This window comes from Streptomyces griseochromogenes (assembly GCF_001542625.1).
GTDB classification, from domain to species: Bacteria; Actinomycetota; Actinomycetes; order Streptomycetales; family Streptomycetaceae; genus Streptomyces; species Streptomyces griseochromogenes.
This window is the reverse complement of record NZ_CP016279.1, coordinates 6545317-6562312: the sequence shown is the minus strand read 5'-3', so window position 1 is coordinate 6562312 and position 16996 is coordinate 6545317. Positions and strand designations below refer to the sequence as shown.

General features: G+C 72.6%; 14 protein-coding genes and 1 pseudogene. 9 read left to right on the top strand and 6 right to left on the bottom strand.

The window, feature by feature from the left end; translation table 11 throughout:
* Positions 1-19: 19 nt before the first annotated feature.
* Together galE and AVL59_RS28170 are read left to right on the top strand one after the other, a co-directional pair.
* Positions 20-1090: a UDP-glucose 4-epimerase GalE gene (gene galE / locus AVL59_RS28175; RefSeq protein ID WP_067309813.1), complete on the top strand. Its 1071-nt coding sequence runs from the start codon at positions 20-22 to the stop codon at positions 1088-1090.
* Complete coding sequence (locus tag AVL59_RS28170) at positions 1081-2508, top strand: UDP-glucose dehydrogenase family protein (protein ID WP_067309810.1); 1428 nt, start codon at positions 1081-1083, stop codon at positions 2506-2508. Before galE ends, AVL59_RS28170 begins: the two co-directional genes overlap by 10 nt.
* On the opposite strand, the gene AVL59_RS28165 is transcribed toward AVL59_RS28170, so the two are convergent.
* Entirely contained in the window at positions 2442-4112 is a 1671-nt protein-coding gene (locus AVL59_RS28165; RefSeq protein WP_237281692.1) for a right-handed parallel beta-helix repeat-containing protein, read from the bottom strand. The genes AVL59_RS28170 and AVL59_RS28165 overlap by 67 nt on opposite strands.
* Before the next feature lie 194 nt (positions 4113-4306).
* Between AVL59_RS28165 and AVL59_RS28160 the strand changes: the two genes are divergently transcribed.
* From AVL59_RS28160 to AVL59_RS56165, 3 genes are all read left to right on the top strand, one after another.
* Positions 4307-5236: a glutaminase gene (locus AVL59_RS28160; protein WP_372450304.1), complete on the top strand. Its 930-nt coding sequence runs from the start codon at positions 4307-4309 to the stop codon at positions 5234-5236.
* Between the two features lie 216 nt (positions 5237-5452).
* Positions 5453-6847, top strand: coding sequence for a polyprenol phosphomannose-dependent alpha 1,6 mannosyltransferase MptB (gene mptB, locus AVL59_RS28155; RefSeq protein ID WP_067309807.1), 1395 nt, complete (start codon positions 5453-5455; stop codon positions 6845-6847).
* A complete protein-coding gene (locus AVL59_RS56165; protein ID WP_067309804.1) occupies positions 6844-8235 on the top strand; it encodes a glycosyltransferase family 87 protein in 1392 nt (463 codons plus the stop codon). The genes mptB and AVL59_RS56165 overlap by 4 nt, the downstream gene beginning before the upstream one ends.
* A gap of 59 nt (positions 8236-8294) precedes the next feature.
* Here the strand turns inward: AVL59_RS56165 and AVL59_RS49475 are convergent.
* Both AVL59_RS49475 and rho read right to left on the bottom strand, forming a co-directional pair.
* A pseudogene (locus AVL59_RS49475) lies at positions 8295-9128 on the bottom strand (D-alanyl-D-alanine carboxypeptidase family protein); the annotation flags it as partial.
* A 101-nt stretch (positions 9129-9229) separates the two neighbouring features.
* Positions 9230-10378 carry a transcription termination factor Rho gene (rho, locus tag AVL59_RS28140; RefSeq protein WP_067309798.1) on the bottom strand — a complete coding sequence of 383 codons (1149 nt, stop codon included), beginning with the start codon at positions 10376-10378 and terminating at the stop codon, positions 9230-9232.
* Positions 10379-10825: 447 nt separating this feature from the next.
* Here rho and AVL59_RS28135 point away from each other — a divergent pair, with 447 nt between their 5' ends.
* Positions 10826-12082: a cytochrome P450 family protein gene (locus AVL59_RS28135; protein WP_208870622.1), complete on the top strand. Its 1257-nt coding sequence runs from the start codon at positions 10826-10828 to the stop codon at positions 12080-12082.
* A gap of 52 nt (positions 12083-12134) precedes the next feature.
* On the top strand, positions 12135-13001 hold the full coding sequence (locus tag AVL59_RS28130) for a hypothetical protein (RefSeq protein ID WP_237281691.1): 867 nt from the start codon (positions 12135-12137) through the stop codon (positions 12999-13001).
* On the opposite strand, the gene AVL59_RS28125 is transcribed toward AVL59_RS28130, so the two are convergent.
* A complete protein-coding gene (locus AVL59_RS28125) occupies positions 12991-13407 on the bottom strand; it encodes a nuclear transport factor 2 family protein (RefSeq protein WP_067309792.1) in 417 nt (138 codons plus the stop codon). The genes AVL59_RS28130 and AVL59_RS28125 overlap by 11 nt on opposite strands.
* Before the next feature lie 72 nt (positions 13408-13479).
* On the opposite strand from AVL59_RS28125, the gene AVL59_RS28120 reads away from it, so the two are divergent.
* Together AVL59_RS28120 and AVL59_RS28115 are read left to right on the top strand one after the other, a co-directional pair.
* Entirely contained in the window at positions 13480-14043 is a 564-nt protein-coding gene (locus AVL59_RS28120; RefSeq protein WP_067309789.1) for a PadR family transcriptional regulator, read from the top strand.
* A gap of 4 nt (positions 14044-14047) precedes the next feature.
* Complete coding sequence (locus tag AVL59_RS28115) at positions 14048-14824, top strand: class I SAM-dependent methyltransferase (protein WP_067309786.1); 777 nt, start codon at positions 14048-14050, stop codon at positions 14822-14824.
* Here the strand turns inward: AVL59_RS28115 and AVL59_RS28110 are convergent.
* Together AVL59_RS28110 and AVL59_RS28105 are read right to left on the bottom strand one after the other, a co-directional pair.
* The gene (locus AVL59_RS28110) at positions 14802-15545 is read right to left on the bottom strand and encodes a GntR family transcriptional regulator (RefSeq protein ID WP_067309783.1); all 744 of its coding nucleotides are present in this window, start codon (positions 15543-15545) and stop codon (positions 14802-14804) included. The genes AVL59_RS28115 and AVL59_RS28110 overlap by 23 nt on opposite strands.
* 406 nt (positions 15546-15951) lie before the next feature.
* Positions 15952-16920, bottom strand: coding sequence for an acetylxylan esterase (locus AVL59_RS28105; RefSeq protein WP_067309780.1), 969 nt, complete (start codon positions 16918-16920; stop codon positions 15952-15954).
* Positions 16921-16996 lie beyond the last annotated feature (76 nt).

Genomic DNA, 16996 nt, shown 5'->3' with positions numbered 1-16996 from the left:
TGACGAATCGAGTGTCCCCATGCCCGAAACGGTTCTGGTGACCGGCGGAGCCGGCTTCATCGGCAGCCACACCTGTGTCGAACTGCTCGACCACGGCTACGAAGTCGTCGTCGTGGACAACCACGTCAACAGCTCCCCCGAGGCCCTCGACCGTATCGCCAAGATCGCGGGACGGCCGCTCGCCGCCGCCCACCGGGTCGACGTGCGCGATCGCAGGGCCATGTCCGAGGTGTTCGCCTCGCATCCGGTGGACGCCGTCATCCACTTCGCGGCGCACAAGGCGGTCGGGGAGTCGGTGGCCCGGCCGGTCGAGTACTACGACACGAACGTCGGCGGCACCTGCGCCCTGCTGTCGGTCATGCACGAGTACCAGGTCGACCGCCTGGTGTTCTCCTCGTCCTGCTCCGTCTACGGCGACGCCAGGACGGTGCCGCTGACCGAGCGGAGCCCGGTGGCGCCCACGAACCCGTACGCCCGCACCAAGCTGATGTGCGAGCGGATCCTCGAGGACGTGTGCGCACGCCTCCCGCGGATGAAGGTGCTCGCGCTGCGCTACTTCAACCCGGTCGGAGCCCACCCGAGCGGTCTGCTCGGCGAGGACCCGCGCGGCGTCCCCGGCAACCTCATGCCCTACGTCGCTCAGGTCGCCGTGGGCCGCCGTGAGCGGCTGAGCGTCTTCGGCGACGACTACCCCACACCCGACGGCACCGGGGTGCGGGACTACATCCACGTCGTGGACGTCGCCGAGGGACACCGGGTGGCCCTCGAGCACCTGGACGACCGTGCCGGCATGCGGGTGTTCAACCTCGGCACGGGCACCGGCACCTCCGTGCTCGAACTGGTCGGTGCCTTCGCCGAGGTGAGCGGGCGCCCGGTGCCCCACCGGGTCGTCGACCGGCGACCGGGCGACGTCGCCGCGCTCGTCGCCGACGCGAGCGCGGTGGCCGAGGCCTGGGACTGGACCACCACCCGTGACCTCACCGCCATGTGCCGTGACGCCTGGCGGTTCCAGGAGCTCAACCCCGACGGCTACTCCCGCCGGCCTCGCCACGTCGGCGGCCCCACGACAGGAGAATCCCCATGCGGCTGACCGTCATCGGTACGGGATACCTCGGAGCCGTGCACGCCGCGTGCATGGCGGAGATCGGACACGAGGTCCTCGGCGTCGACACCGACGCCGGCAAGATCGAAGCCCTGGCGGCGGGCAGGGCACCGTTCTTCGAACCGGGCCTTCCGGAGATCCTCGCCCGGAACACCGAGGCCGGCCGGCTGCGCTTCAGCACCTCACTCAAGGAGGCGGCCGACTTCGCCGACCTGCACTTCGTGTGCGTCGGCACACCACAGCGCCCCGACTCCCTGGCCGCCGACCTGAGCCATGTCGAGGCGGTCTTCGACGGTCTGGCACCGCTGCTCACCCGTGACAGCCTGATCGTCGGAAAGTCGACCGTACCGGTCGGCACCACCCGCTTGCTCAGCCGCAGGGTGGCCGCGCGGGTCCGGCCCGGCGTGGAGGCCCAGGTCGCCTGGAACCCGGAGTTCCTGCGCGAGGGATTCGCCGTCCAGGACACATTGCGCCCCGACCGGCTGGTGGTGGGGTCCGCCGCGCCCCACGCCGATCAGCTGCTGCGCACCGTGTACGAGCCGATGCTGCGGGCCGGTGTCGCCTATGTCGGCACCGATCCCGCCACCGCGGAACTGGTGAAGGTCGCCGCCAACTCCTTCCTGGCGACGAAGATCTCGTTCATCAACGCCATGGCCGAGGTGTGCGACGCCTCGGGCGCCGATGTGGTGACCCTCGCCGACGCCCTCGGCCACGACGAGCGCATCGGACGCCGGTTCCTGTCGGCCGGCCTCGGCTTCGGCGGTGGGTGCCTGCCCAAGGACATCCGTGCCTTCCTCGCCCGGGCCGAGGAACTCCAGGTCGGGGAGGCGGTGTCGTTCCTGCACCAGATCGACGGGATCAACGACCGCCAGCGCCGAAGGACGGTCGACCTCGCCCGTCATCTGGTGGGCGGCTGGTTCGCCGGGCGGCGCGTCGCCGTGCTGGGCGCCACCTTCAAGCCGGACAGCGACGACGTGCGCGACTCACCGGCGCTGGCCGTCACCGCGGACGTCGTCGCCGAGGGCGCGCACGTCCGTGTGCACGACCCGCAGGGCCTCGACAACGCACGGACGGCGCTGCCCGGTCCGGAGTACTGCACCGACGTCATGGCCGCCTGCCGGGACGCGGACCTGGTCCTGCACCTGACCGAGTGGCGTCAGTACCGCGCACTGGACCCGGCGGAGCTGGCGGCGGTGGTCCGGGCGCCCCGCGTGCTCGACGCGCGCAACGCGCTGGACCGGGCGGCCTGGCATGCGGCCGGCTGGCACGTGCGCGCTCTCGGACGTCCCGCGCACGTGCCGCAGCCGGGCCACGGCGACGCCTTCCGGGCGACGATCCCTCAGGTCCTCGTCGCGACCTGCACGGCACCCAAGCCGGGGGATCCGCTCAGCGGCGCTCCCACGTAGTCCACCGGACCGGGGTCGACGGACACGGTCCGCAGGTCCACCGCGGCCCCGGCCAGCGCCTGGGCGCACTGGGAGGCCAGTGCGCCCCGCATCGGGCCGCTGCCGCGCAGGTCGGGACCGTTCGCGGGCAGCGGGACCTCGGCCAGACACGGGTCGGCGCCGGTCCCGGTGGCCCGCGATCCCTGCATCTCCTGGCCCGTCTCGCCCCGCCAGGCGGCCAGATCGGAGTACAGGCTCTGGCCCCACTGCAGGCTCAGGCCCTTCGGGCTGTGGTAGTCGTTGCCCTGCATCTCCACCTCCGTGGTGTCGAAGGTGCCCTGTACCGACACCACGGGGGAGCCGTCGGTGACGAACACGTTGTTGCGCACCGAGACCGCGCCGAGGTTGGGCTGCAGCCGCAGCGCGGGCGCCCGGGCGGTGCCGTTCGCCCTGGCCAGCACCGTGTTCTGGTAGATCGCGAGGTTGCTGACCCGGGTTCCGAGCGCCACGATGCCGCCGTAGTCCTGGAGCTTGCGGGCGTTGTCCTCGCTGATGTTGTAGCGGATCGCGTTGTCCTTGTGGGCCTTGTTCGGGACGGCGGAGTACGCCAGGAAGCCCGCGCCGTCGTTGCCGTAGGACAGGTTGTACTGCATCAGCGAGTAGGACACGTTGTTGTCCAGACCGAACCCGCCGCCGTCCGCCTGGGAACCCGTGTGGTTGCTGTAGGCGACGTTGCGCTGGAAGACGACCCGTGTCGAGTCGTACGTCCAGATGCCCTCCGGGCCCTCCATGGCGTTCGGGTCGGACAGCGCCCCGTTGTCGTGGGCGTCCGATCCCTCCACCACCGCGTGGCGGACGCTGCCGAGGACGATGCCGCTGCCGGTGTTGTGGTCGCCGGCCTTCGGGTCCCCGTCGTTCTTGAACGCCATCACCTTCGAGACCGTCATCTGCTCGTGCGCGTACACGGGTGCCTGCGTGTCGAAGGCGGGGCCGTCCGACACGAGCCCCGCGTCCTTGTTGCCGTGCACCGCGCAGTCGTCGATCACCACGTCCCGGAAGCCGGACCCCGCGCGGCCGCCGTGCAGCCGGATGCCGTTGCGGAACCCCGACACGTCGACGCCCGTGACCCGGACGTACGGCAGCTTCCGCTGTCCCGGCAGATCGCTGACGAAGCCGATGCCGTCCTGCGACCGGTAGGACGTGGCGTCGCCCGCGAGGACCAGATTGCGGATGACGATCCCGCTCGTGTTGTACACCTCGATTCCGCGGGTGCCGACGGCCGTGATCACCGCGCGGCCGTCTCCGTAGGAATCGATCACGACGGGCTTGCGGGCGTTCCCGGCGTCGCCCGGGCCGATGCTCAGGGTGCCGGGGAACCGCGCCCCGCCCTTCAGCAGCAGACGGTCGCCCGGCTTCAGCCGCACGGCGTCGGCGCGCCGCAGCGTACGCCAGGCGGTCTGCGGGGTCCGGCCGTCGTCCTTGTCGGAACCGTCCGGACTGAGATAGAACGTTCGTCCTCCCCGCGGGTTCTCCAGCACGGGGACATGCGGGGCGGGCATGCTGCATCCGGCCAGCAGCAACGCCGATGCGCACAGGACCACCCGGTAGTCGTTCCGCCGGCGCAAGTTCACTCCTGTCTTTCGATGACCGCACGGCCTCGGATCCGTGGAGACCGCGGAAGTCACCCTGACGTGCGGACCCGCGATCGGTGGGCCAGCACGCGCAGTTCGGCACAAGTCATGCCTGATTGGCGTCCTGCCGCTGCCGCGAACGGAGGCCGGGCGGCGACCCCCGGGCGCCCCGGGGACAGGAGTGCGGCATGATGACGGTCATGTCCTCGCAGTTCCAGCCGATCCTCGACCGCATCATGGCGGAGATCGATCGCACTCCCGGACGCGGCCGCAGCGCCGACTACATCCCGGCGCTCGCGGCCCGTGATCCCCGCAGCTTCGGCATGGCCGTGGCCGAGCTCGACGGCACGGTGTACGGAGTGGGGGACTGGCGGCAGCCCTTCTCCGCGCAGTCCATCACCAAGGTCTTCACGCTCGCCCTGGACCTGGCCCGCGAGGGCGACGAACTCTGGGAGTACGTGGGGCGTGAGCCCTCCGGCAACCCGTTCAACTCCCTGGTGCAGCTGGAGTACGAGAACGGCATTCCGAGGAATCCTTTCATCAACGCGGGCGCGCTCGTGGTCACCGACCGGTTCCAGACCCGTACCGGGGACGCGGCCGGGGAGTTGCTGGCCTTCCTGCGCACCGAGAGCGGCAACTCGTCCCTGGACTTCGACGAGGAGGTCGCCGCCTCCGAGACCGCGCACGGCGACCGCAACGCCGCCCTCGCCCATTTCATGGCCTCCTACGGCAACATCGACAACCCCGTACCGGTCCTGCTCGACCAGTACTTCCGGCAGTGCTCCATCGAGGCCTCCTGTGCCGACCTGGCGCTCGCCGCCTCCTTCCTGGCCCGGCACGGCATCCGCGCCGACGGCACCCGGCTGCTCACCCGCAGCCAGGCCAAGCAGATCAACGCCGTGATGCTGACCTGCGGCACCTACGACGCGGCCGGTGACTTCGCCTACCGCGTCGGCCTGCCCGGCAAGAGCGGCGTCGGCGGCGGCATCATCGCGGTCGTCCCGGGCCGCTGCACGCTGTGTGTGTGGAGCCCCGGGCTGGACGAGCGCGGCAACTCGGTGGCGGGGGTGGCGGCCCTGGACCGGTTCACGACACTGACGGGCCTGTCCGTGTTCTGAGGGTGACTTCGCGAGCACGGCCGGGCAACGCGCTCAAGGGGTGCGCGGCCAGGTCGGCATGGGGCTCCGCCGCGCGGGCGCGACCGGCCACAACGCACCCGCGGTGTGCAGAACGACCGTCACCGACCACGCGCCGGCCACACACCGGCCGCCCCCCGGAGGACTTCGCGTCGCTTTCCGGCCACCCGACGTTGACACGCTGACCCAGTGTTGGCCATGGCTTTTCCCGTCGATCTCCGCCGCTGCCAGGTTCTGGGCCTGGCCGGTACCGCCTTTCTCGCGCTGGGCGGTGAGACGGCTGGTGCCCTGCCGGTGCAGGATCTCTTCGCCCCCGCGTCCGTGCAGGCCGCGCTGGGGCTGGTCGGGGTCTACTTCGGTGTGGTGCTGCTGATAGCGGCCTGGGTGCTCCTCGGGCGCCTGGTGCGCGGTGCGCATCCGCCGACCCCGCGCTCCCTGCTGCTGGTCCTGGCCGTCTGGGCGACGCCGCTGCTGCTCGCGCCCCCGCTGTTCAGCCGGGACGTCTACAGCTACCTCGCCCAGGGCGCCATGGTCGACGCCCACATGGACGTGTACACCCACGGCCCCGCCCAGCTCGGCGGCCCGCTGGCGGACGAGGTGGCCCCGGTGTGGCAGCACACGGCGGCCCCGTACGGGCCCGCCTTTCTGGCCCTGGCCTCCGTGCTGTCGGGACTGACCCGCGGTCAGCTGCCCGCCGGGCTGCTCGGCATGCGTCTGGTCGCCCTGTTCGGTGTGGCCCTGATGGCGGCGGCGCTGCCCCGCCTGGCCCGGCACAGCGGCGCCGACCCGGCCGCCGCGCTGTGGCTCGGCGCGCTCAACCCGCTCGTCCTGCTGCACCTGGTCGCGGGCGCCCACAACGACGCGATCATGCTCGGCCTGCTGGGGCTCGGGCTGGTCGCCGCACTCGGCCGGTGGCCCCTGCTCGGGGCGGTGCTCGTCACGCTGGCCGCCCTCGTCAAGGCGCCCGCCGCGCTCGGCCTGCTCGCGGTCGTGGTCCTGCAGGTACGCTCCGGCCGCCGCCCGCTGCGGGCCACCGTGACGACGGCGGCCGCCTCCGCCGTGACCACGGTCGCCGCGACCGCCCTGGCCGGTACGGGGTACGGCTGGATCCGCGCCCTGGACACGCCCGTCTCCCCGCACAACTGGGCCCTGACCAGCCTGCTGGGCCGCGCCACCGGCGCCCTGCTGGACCACCTCGGCAGCGATCTGGCCCCGCTGGCGGTACCGGCCTGGCATGTGCTCGGACTCACGGCCACCGCCGCGGCCGTGCTGCTGATATGGCTCCGGCTGCGACCGCGGCCGGTGTACGCCCTCGGCCTGAGCCTGCTGGTCGTGGCCGTCTTCGGCCCGGCGATCCGCCCCTGGTACATCCTGTGGGGCCTGTTCCTCATCGCGGCCGCGGCGCCCAGCACTTCCGTACGGCACCGGGTGGCCGCCCTGGCCGGCGTCCTCGCCCTCGCCGTACTGCCCAGCGGGGGCTCGGCGGACGTCGGCCAGCTGATCCTCGCGGTGTGCGGCGGGGTGCTCGGCGTGGTCGTCCTGTGGCAGGCGCACCTCGCCGCCCAGGCCCCGGCACCGGGACGTACGGCATGACCGGTCTGTCGCTGCCGCGCACCGAGCGCGGCCGAGTCCTGCTCGTGCTGGCCCTGGCCGCGGCGGTGACCGCGTTCACGGCGACCGTGCCGCTGCTGCGGGACTTCTTCGACCTGCGCGTCTACTACGGGACCGTGCACACCTGGGTGCACCACGGCGGCCGGATCTACGACTACCACGTGCCGGGGACGGAGTACGGCTTCACGTATCCGCCGTTCGCCGCGCTCGCCATGCTGCCGCTGGCGGCGATGGGCCGGGACACCGCGATCGCCGCCTCCCTGCTGGTGAACCTGGCCGCGCTCGCGGTGGTGCTGCGGATCCTGGCCGGACCCGGCTGGCGGCGTCACGGCTGGTTCCGCTGGTCGCTGGCCCTGTGCGTGCTCGCGCTGTTCGAACCGCTGCGCGACACCTTCAGCTTCGGCCAGGTGAACCTGGTGCTGCTCGCCCTGGTCCTCGGCGACTGCCGGCTCCTCGCGACCGGCAGGGGCCGCTGGGCGGGCGTCGGCATCGGGCTCGCCGCCGCGGTGAAGCTCACGCCCGCCCTCTTCATCGGCCTGCTGCTGCTCGCCGGGCGCCGGCGGGCGGCCGGGGTGGCGACCGCCGTGGCCCTCGCGGCGACCGGTCTCGCCGCCTGCGCGGATCCGCGCGCGTCCCGCTACTACTGGACCGAGGCCTTGTGGGACACCAGCCGCATCGGCCGTCTCGACTACGTCTCGAACCAGTCGCTGCAGGGCATCCTGGCTAGGCTCGGCGAGCCGGACCGCGCGCTGTGGGCCGCCGCGGTCCTGCTGGTGCTGTGCGTGTGGGCGGTGCGGACCCGTCGGGCGGTGGCGGCCGGTGACTGGGCGGCGGCCTTCGCCCTCACCGGGATCACGGCCTGCCTGGTCAGCCCGATCACCTGGGTGCACCACCTGGTGTGGCTGCTGCCGTCCTTCGCGGTGCTGGCGCGCGCCGGTCACCGGCGGATCGCGGGCGCCCTGTACGCGGTGCTGTGCACCAGCGTGGTGTGGCTCTGGTTCGAGGACGCCTCCGGCATCGACGGCTTCCTCGGCAGCAACATCTACACCTGGATCACGCTGGGCCTGCTGCTGATCCTGCCGGCAGGTCAGTCGCCCGCGGCCCGGCCGCCCTTGGCCCGCAGCGCCACCGACACGGCTCCCGCGCCGAGGGCGGCGAGACCCGCGACGGCCGCGGTCCGCGGCCAGTCCGAGTCGTCGTCCGGTGCCGGGGAGGAGGCCGCCGCGACGGGTGCGGTGGACGACGCGGACTTCGACCCGGTGCGCAGCGCGTCCAGGGAGCCCACCGGATCCACCAGACCGGCCGCGGCGAAACCCCAGTCGAGCAGCTCGCGGGCCTCCTCGTACACGGTCAACCCGCCGCCCGCCTGAGGGTTCATCACCGTCACCACGAGGGTGCGGCCGCTCCGGCGCGCCGCGGCGACGAGGGTGTTGCCCGCGTTGCTCGTGTAGCCGTTCTTGATGCCGATCAGCCCCGGGTACGGGGCCACGCCGTCCTCGCCGGTCAGCAGCCGGTTGGTGTTCTCGATCGGGTACGTCGACCCGTCACCGGGGAACTGGGCCACGGCCGTGGAGCAGTACCGCGCGAAGTCCGGATTGCGCAGCCCGGCCCTGCCGAACACCGCCAGGTCGAACGCCGAGGACACCTGGCCGGGGGTGTCGTAGCCGTCCGGGGAGACGACGTGGGTGTCCAGGGCGCCGAGCGAGCGGGCCATGGACTGCATCCGGACGGCCGTGGCGCGCCAGCCCCCGCCCAGGGAGGCGAGCACATGCACGGCGTCGTTGCCGGAGCTGAGGAAGACCCCGCGCCACAGATCGGACACCTGGTAGCTGTGGCCCTCCTCGACGCCGACCAGACTGCTGCCCTCGCCGACGTCCGCCAGCTCCTCGTACCGGACGGTGTGCTGCTTGTTCGCGGGCAGCGAGGGCAGCACGGTGAGGGCGAACAGGGTCTTCAGGGTGCTCGCGGGCGGCAGCCCGCGGTGCGCGTCGGCCGCGGCCAGCACCTCGCCGCTGTCGGCGTCGGCGACCAGCCAGGACAGCGCGGAGACCTCCGGCACCCCCGGCGCCCCGTGACGCGGCCGCACCTGTGTGCCGGAGCGGTAGAGCAGGGACGGCTGGGGCACCGCCGCCCGCGGCCCGGGTGGTGCGGGATCCCCCGCACGGTGTCCGGTCGCGGCGGCGGCCGGCGCGAGCGCCAGCGCGCCCGCCGCACACAGGGAACAGGCTGATACGGCCGTCCGACGAGAGAATCCGGTGATCATATGATCAACGTAGGAAGGGGAGGGGGGCGCGGCTCGCTGCCCGGGCCGGACGGCCTACGGGAGCAACCCGGATGACGCACCGCGAGGGGGTACGGCGCCACTCAGCCCGTGGGGAGCGTCGGCTGGACGCGACGCAGGAACGTGGCGTTGTCGGGGGTGTCCCGCATCCGCTCCAGCAGCGTCTCCAGGGCGGCCGGTCCGCCGTCCCGGGAGCGCAGGGCCCGGCGCAGCCCCCGGGTGACCGTCAACTCGGCCTGGGTGAGCAGGAGTTCCTCGCGGCGGGTGCCCGTGGTGTCGATGTCCACGGCCGGGAAGAGGCGGCGGGCGGCGAGTTCGCGGTCCATCCGCAGTTCCATGTTGCCCGTGCTCTTCAGCTCCTCGAAGAAGTAGCCGTCGGCGCGGGAGCCGGTGTCCACCAGGACGGTGGCGAGGATGGTGAGCGAGCCGCCCTCCTCGGCCCGGCGGGCGGCGCCGAAGAACCGCTTGGGACCCACCAGCGCGCCCGCGTCGACACCGCCGCTGAGCGTGCGTCCGCCGGCGGCCGAGGCGTTGTTGTGGGCCCGGCACAGCCGGGTCAGGGAGTCCAGCAGGATGACGACGTCCTCGCCGTCCTCGACGAGCCGCTTGGCCCGCTCGACGACCAGGTCCGCGAGGGCGATGTGCTCCTTGGGCGTCCGGTCGAAGGTGGAAGCGTACACCTCGCCGCGCACGGAGCGGCGCATCTCGGTGACTTCCTCGGGACGCTCGTCCAGAAGGAGGACCATCAGCCGGCATGCGGGGTGGTTGCCGGCCACGGCCGCGGCGAGCTGCTGGAGCAGCACGGTCTTGCCGCTCTTGGGCGGGGCCACGATCAGTCCGCGCTGGCCCTTGCCGACCGGCGCGAAGAGGTCGGCGACGCGCCCGGCCAGGCCGGCTGCCGGGTGTTCGAGGCGGATCCGCTCCTGCGGGTGAAGCGGGGTGAGGTCCCGGAAGTGGCGCCGGGCCCGGAGCCCGTCCGGTTCGCGCCCGTTGACGCGGGCGACCTCGGTCAGGGCGCGCTGAGCCCCGCGGACGCCCTCGACGAGGTCGCCCTTGCGCAGGCCGTGGCGGCGGATCAGGGCCGGGGAGACCTGGGGGTCTGCGGGGGAGGACAGGCAGTTCAGGGCTCGCAGATGCCCCTTCCCGTGCGCGTCGATGTCGAGGACGCCGGTGACGGGCCGGGCGGCCGGGGCCTGCTGCTGTACGTGAGGGGGTTCGAGTGTGGTGGTCATCGGGGTCCTTTCGCGGACGGAAGACATGAGGAAGGGGGGGAGGAGCCGCGGAACGGGAGGGCGTATGTGCCTCCGGGCGGCGGAAACGTCACCTCGGACCGAGGTGGTGCTGAGAAGCCGACGCGCCTGGGCCGGAAAACGACGGGCGGATCAGCGCGGAGAGGAGAAACCGGCACCGGCGCCCACGAGGGGGCGTACTCATGTGCCGAGAGCACCGTACCACTCGATGGCGCGGCACGAGCGCGATCAGGTCAACACATCCGGTGTGCCACCTGTTCCCGCCATGAAGGAGAGCGGCCCGACAGGCCGGTACGGCGGTCCTGGACGTGACGTGGCGTGCGAGGCCGCTCCGCCGAGCGCCCGTCCGAGCTTACGATCGGGCTCGATCCCGTCCTACGGCCGTCAGGAGAACAGGTGGAGCCCACTCCCGCCACCGCGCCGCACCGCATGGATCCCTCCGGCGGCTGCCCGCACGCCGCCAACGCCCGGCTGCTGGCCCGCGGTGCCGTCGCCCCGGTCCTGCTGCCGGGCGGCATCGAGGGGATGGCCGTACTCGGGCACGACGCACTCAGGGACTTCCTGCAGCACCCCGATGTCGCAAAGGACGCACGCCACTTCAGGGCGTTGCGGGAGGGCCGGATCGGCGCCGGCTGGCCGCTGCTGACCTTCGCCACCGTGCAGGGCATGACCACCGCCGACGGAGACGACCACCGCAGGCTGCGGTCGCTGGTGAGCCGGGCGTTCACGCCCCGGAGGGTCGAGGAACTCCGGCCCCGGATCGAGGAGTTGACGGCCTCGCTGCTCGACGGTCTGGAGCGGGCGGCCGAGGCGGGCGGCGGGGTCGCCGATCTGCGGGAGCACTTCGCGCTGCCCCTGCCCATGAGCGTCATCAGCGAACTCCTGGGCGTCGACGCCGAGTTCCGCGACCGGCTGCACCATCTGTCCAACCAGGTCGTGGCCACCGACATCGAACCGGACGAGGCGGTCGCCGCCAACCGGGAGCTCGTCGCCGTCCTGGCCGCGATCGCCGCCGCGAAGGCCGAAGGACCCGGTGACGACCTCACCAGCGCCCTGATCGCCGCCCGCGACGAGGACGGCGACCGGCTCGGCGGGCAGGAGCTCATCGGCACCCTGGTCCTGATGATCATCGCCGGCCACGAGACCACGCTGAACCTCATCACCAACGCCGTCCGCGCCCTGTGCGGCCATCGCGGCCAGCTGGAGCTGGTGCGCGCGGGGAAGGCGAGCTGGGCCGACGTGGTGGAGGAGACGCTGCGCTGGGACGCGCCGGTCAGCTACTTCCCGTTCCGCTATCCCGTCCGGGACCTGACCGTGGACGGCACGCTCATACCCGCGGGTACACCCGTCCTCGCCGGCTACTCCGCAGCCGGCCGCGACCCGGCCGCACACGGCCCCGACGCCGACCGCTTCGACGTCACCCGGCCCGCCCGCGCCGACGGGGTGCGCCACCTCTCCCTCGGGCACGGCGCCCACTACTGCCTGGGCGCCCCGCTGGCCCGGCTGGAGGCCACCGTCGCACTGGAGCGGCTGTTCGCCCGCTTCCCGCGGCTGGACCTCGCGGTGGCCGAGGACGAGCTGACCCGTCACTCCAGTTTCGTCGGCAACAGCGTCCGGACGCTTCCCGTGCGCCTGGGCGACCGAGCCGGGCGGCATGATGCCGAATCAGCCATCCCCAAACCATAACTATTCCGGACGTCAGGGGACTTGACCGCCAACCCTGCACTATCGTCAGGACATGTCCACGCCACCCCAGCCTCAGCAGCCGGCCGACCAGCCTCCCGCACAGCGACCGGCGGTCCCGCCGCAGCCGACGGCCTACCCCTACCCGGGCGCGCAGTCTCCTGCGCCGGGGAACTTCTATGCCCAGCCCACGCAGGTGAGCCTGCCCGCCCAGCCCCTGCCGGGTCAGCCTCAGCCGGGGAACCCGTATGCGCAGCCGCAGCCGCAGCCGTACGGTCCCGTGCCGGTCCCGCCCTCCGGTGGCGGCGGTGGCGCCGGGCGGGCCGTGTTGTGGGCGGTCGTCGGCGCGGTCGTCGCCTCCGGGGCATGGGCGGCCGGGGTGTTCCTGATCGGCGGCAAGGGCGACGGCGCGGACCTGCGGGGCTTCGCGGCACCTTCCAACATGTGCTCGGAAGTGGACTACTCCTCGTTCAAGGACGAGTACCCCGAGGAGGACTCCAAGCCGACGCACAGCTCCCTGGAGGACAAGGCGCTGGACGAGAGTTACTGCAGCATGGGCCTGAAGAAGACGGGGTCCTCGTACGCGGACGCCTATCTGACCACGCAGGTGGACCTGCACCGCAAGACCGACCCGGCGCCGGAGTTCACCGCCACCTGGAAGAACTACGGCGCCAGCCACACCGGTTACGACGTCGACCCGGTCAAGGGCATCGGCGACGAGGCCTACCTGGTCAGCCAGGACACCACCAGCGGTTCCCGCTACGCCACGCTCGCCGTGCGCGAAGGCTGGGTGACGTACACGATGAGCTACAGCGCCTATCTCACCTCCTACGACCAGGACAAGAACCCGCCCCGGCTCACCGAGGTGTCCGACTGGCTGAAGGCGGACACCAAGTCCACGCTGGAGAAGCTCAAGGGCTGACGCCCGTACCTGCCGAGCGGGCCCGCGCGTCCTCGAGGATCCGGTCGAACCGGGCGCCCATGGCCGTGGCCAGTGCCTGGGCGCCCGACAGCGGGCGCACCATCACTGTGAACTCGTCGATCAGGCCCTCCTCGTTCACATGCAGGAAGTCGCAGCCGGTCAGCTCCCGGTCGTCCACGCGGGCGCGGAAGACGAGCGCGTGGTCGCGGCCGTCGGCGCCGGCGAGCTCGCGCTTGTACCGGAAGTCCTCGAAGACCTGGGAGACCGCGTGCAGGATCGCCGCGGTGATCGCCTTGCCCGGATAGGGCTTGAAGACGACCGGGCTGCTGAAGACGACGTCCTCGGCCAGCAGCGCCTCGACGGCGTCCATGTCGCCCGCCTCGACCGCCTCGCGGAACGCGCGCATCCGATCACCTCGCATAGTCAATTTATTGAATAGGTGCGGATGAGAGTAATCAGCTGCTGCTAGCGTGTCCACATGTCGCTCAAATACGCCGTCCTGGCCGCCCTGCTGGAGGGCGAGGCCTCGGGTTACGAGCTGTCGAAGGTGTTCGACGTCTCGCTCGCGAACTTCTGGCCCGCCACACCCCAGCAGCTCTACCGGGAGCTGGAGCGGCTGGCGCAGGACGGGCTGGTCGAGGCCCGGACGGTGCCGCAGGAACGTCGGCCCACCAAGCGGATGTTCACCCTCACCGAGGCCGGCCGGACCCAGCTCGCCGCCTTCGCCGCCCAGCCGCCGAAGCGGCCCACCGCCGTCCGCGACGAACTCCTCATCAAGATCCAGGCCATGGACGGCGGTGACCCTGAGGTGACCCGGGCGCTCGTCGAGGAGCGCGGAGGCTGGGCGCGCGGCAAGCTCGACCGCTACCAGCGGGTGCGTGAACGCCTCCTCGACGGCCGGAACGAGGAGGAGTACCTGCGCACGGCCGACCGGATCGGCCCCTACCTCACCCTCATGGCCGGGATCGCCTTCGAGGAGGAGAACCTGCGCTGGTGCGAGCGCGTTCTCGGGGTGCTGAAGCAGCGGATCCCCCTAGGCTGACGGGATGTTCAGCCCCGAAGGCCCCACACTGCGCGAACTCGCCGTGCAGGCGCTGTCGTCCGTCGAGCACGGATACGACCTGCTGGCCCCGAAGTTCGACCACACGCCCTTCCGGACGCCGGACACGGTGCTGGAGTCCGTGGCGAAGGCGCTCGGCCCGCTCGGTCCGTTCGAGGACGGTCTCGACCTGTGCTGCGGCACTGGTGCCGGGACGGACGTCCTGGCCGGGCTGTGCCACCGGAGCGTCACCGGCGTCGACTTCAGCGCCGGCATGCTCGACGTCGCCCGGCGCCGGGCGACGGGTCCGGTCGAGCGAGTTCCGGCGGGGCCCGGGACGCCGGGCGTCGCCTGGGTGCGCGGCGACGCCCGGGCCCTGCCGTTCACGGCCGCGTTCGACCTCGTGGTCAGCTTCGGGGCGTTCGGTCACTTCCTGCCCCGGGAACTGCCCGGGCTGTTCACCCAGGTCCACTCGGTGCTGCGGCCGGGCGGCCGGTTCGCCTTCCCGGTCCTCGCTCCGCCCCGCCCGGCGAGCCCGGCGTTCTGGATGCTGCTCGGCTTCGACGCGGTGATGCGGGTGCGCAACGCCGTGTGGCGGCCGCCGTTCGTCATGTACTACCGGGCCTTCCGGCTCGGCCAGGTGCTGGAGGAGCTGACGCGCGCCGGGTTCACGGTCGACCTGCGGGCCCTGCCCGAGTTCGGGCGGCGGGACGGCGGCAGCCCTCGCGCCCGGCTGGTCGTGGCGCGCCGGCCGGACGGCGCTACCCCGCCGCCGGCAGCGTGAACTCGTAGACCAGCGCGTCCCGTCCGGCGTTCACCAGCAGGTCCGTGATCTCCAGCGGGCGGGCGTACTGGTCGTGCACCCGCCGGGTCACCCGGACCGAGGCGGCGTCGCCGACCTGGGTGATGGCGTCCCGGTGGTGCAGGGTCAGACCGGCCTTGCGCATCCAGTCGTAGGCCCGGCGCAGCTGCGCGGGCGTGGCGCCGTCGGCCCGGTCGCGGTAGCGGGCCAGCTCCGCGACCTCCGCGAGCGCCACGGCCGAGAACGACGTAACCGCCGTACGCAGCGCCCGCCCGTCCGGCGTGGCCGACTGGTAGCGGTGCACCAGCGTCGGCCGGTGCGGGGCCAGGCCCAGCGCCTCGGCATGCTCCGGTGACGGCGCCTCCCAGGTCACCGTCGCCCGGTCCACCGCGCACGGATCCGCAGGCCGGGCACCGACCGGGAAGTGGAGGGAGACCGGTTCCTCGACCGGACGGCCGTCCAGCGTGGCGTGGCTGCCCCGCCGGTCGGTGGCTACCAGACCGCTGCGGCGCAGCACCTTCAGCGCCTGCCGGACGGTCTCCCGGCTGACGCCGAAGTGCCGGGCCAGGTGCCGCTCGCCCGGCAGCCGTTCGCCGGGCGGAACGGTGCCGTCGCGCAGTTCGTCGAGGAGCAGCGACGCGACCTGCCAGTACCGGGGCCGGTCGTCGGTCTGCGGGGGATCGAGCGGGGTGGTGCGGGCCATGCCGCGCCTCCTGTTGGTGACAAGACGTAGCCGAACGGGCTCATTGCGCGACCACATCTAGCATTGGTCTAAACCACGAGGGAAGAGCGGTCCGCCGGTTCGGCCGAAACCCGCCCGGACGACCTGGAGCCATAGGGCGCTGCGGAGGGCGTCCACCGGCATCGCACCGTAAGAGCCGCGCCCGGCGAAGGCGCCGTACCGCCCGGCCCCGCCCGTGCGGTGCCGTGCCCGCCAGCCGCCGGGATCTCCGCCGCGCGTCACCCGGGCCGGTTCACCACCGCCGCGCCCGCCGCCGGATGCGTCGGCGGGCGCGGCCGGCGACAACTGGCGCAAAGGCGCAGGGAGTCGTAGGCCGGCGGGTGATGGCCTCACGCGTCGGATCGGCGAGAATGGATCCTGTGGCCCCTCAGGCGTACGACCGCAGCCAGCGGAGCTTGTGTGCCTCCTGGAACGGGCCGCCGCCCTCGTGGTCGTTGAAGTCGTACACCTCGATCGCCTTGTCCTCGTGCGCCCAGGCGTTGAACGCGGCGAACACGGTAGACGGCGGGCAGGTCTGGTCCTCCAGGGCCGCCGAGAAGAGCGCCGGGGCCCGGCCGCGGGCCGCGAAGTGCACCCCGTCGAAGTAGGAGAGGGTGTGCAGCACGTCGGCCGCGCGGCCGCGATGCGTCTTGAGGAACAGGCCTATCTCACGGTACGGGTGACGGTCCGTCACCGTGGCCGCGCGCGGGTAGTCGCACAGGAACGGCACGTCCGGGGCGACCGCGGCCAGATCGGGGACCAGCGCGCCGACGGCGAGGGTGATGCCGCCGCCCTGGCTCTCTCCGATCACCGCGGTCCGCGTCGCGTCCGTGAGCGGGTGCGTGCGGGCCGCCTCGACCGCGCGCACGGCGTCCGTGAACACCCGGCGGTAGTAGTAGTTCTCCGGTGCGTCGATGCCGCGTGTCATGAACCCGGGGTAGGCCGGCGCGGCGCCCACCGGGTCCGGCGTGCCGCCCCCGCCGCCCCAGGCGCTGCCCTGTCCGCGCGTGTCCATCACGAAGTGCGCCCGGCCCGTCGACGCCCACAGCAGCTTCTCGTGGGCGAGCCCGCGCCCGCCGCCGTAACCGATGAACTCCACGACCAGCGGGAGCGGCTCCGCGGCGCCGGCCGGCAGCCGCAGCCAGCCCTTGACGGGGTGACCGCCGAACCCGGCGAAGGTCACGTCGTACACCCGCACGGTGGACAGCCCCGTGTCCACCGGTTCGAAGCGGGCGTCCAGGTCGTGCTCGCGCGCCTCCTGCAGCGTCTTGCCCCAGAAGGCGTCGAAGTCGTCGGGTGCGGTGGACGCGCTGCGGTACTCGCGGAGTTCGGCGAGGGGGAGGTCGAACAGAGCCATGAACAACCGCCTTTACGGAGAGGTCCCGGGATCTCACCGTACGTGGTGGCGGGATGGCTGACCAGATGGGGGGGAA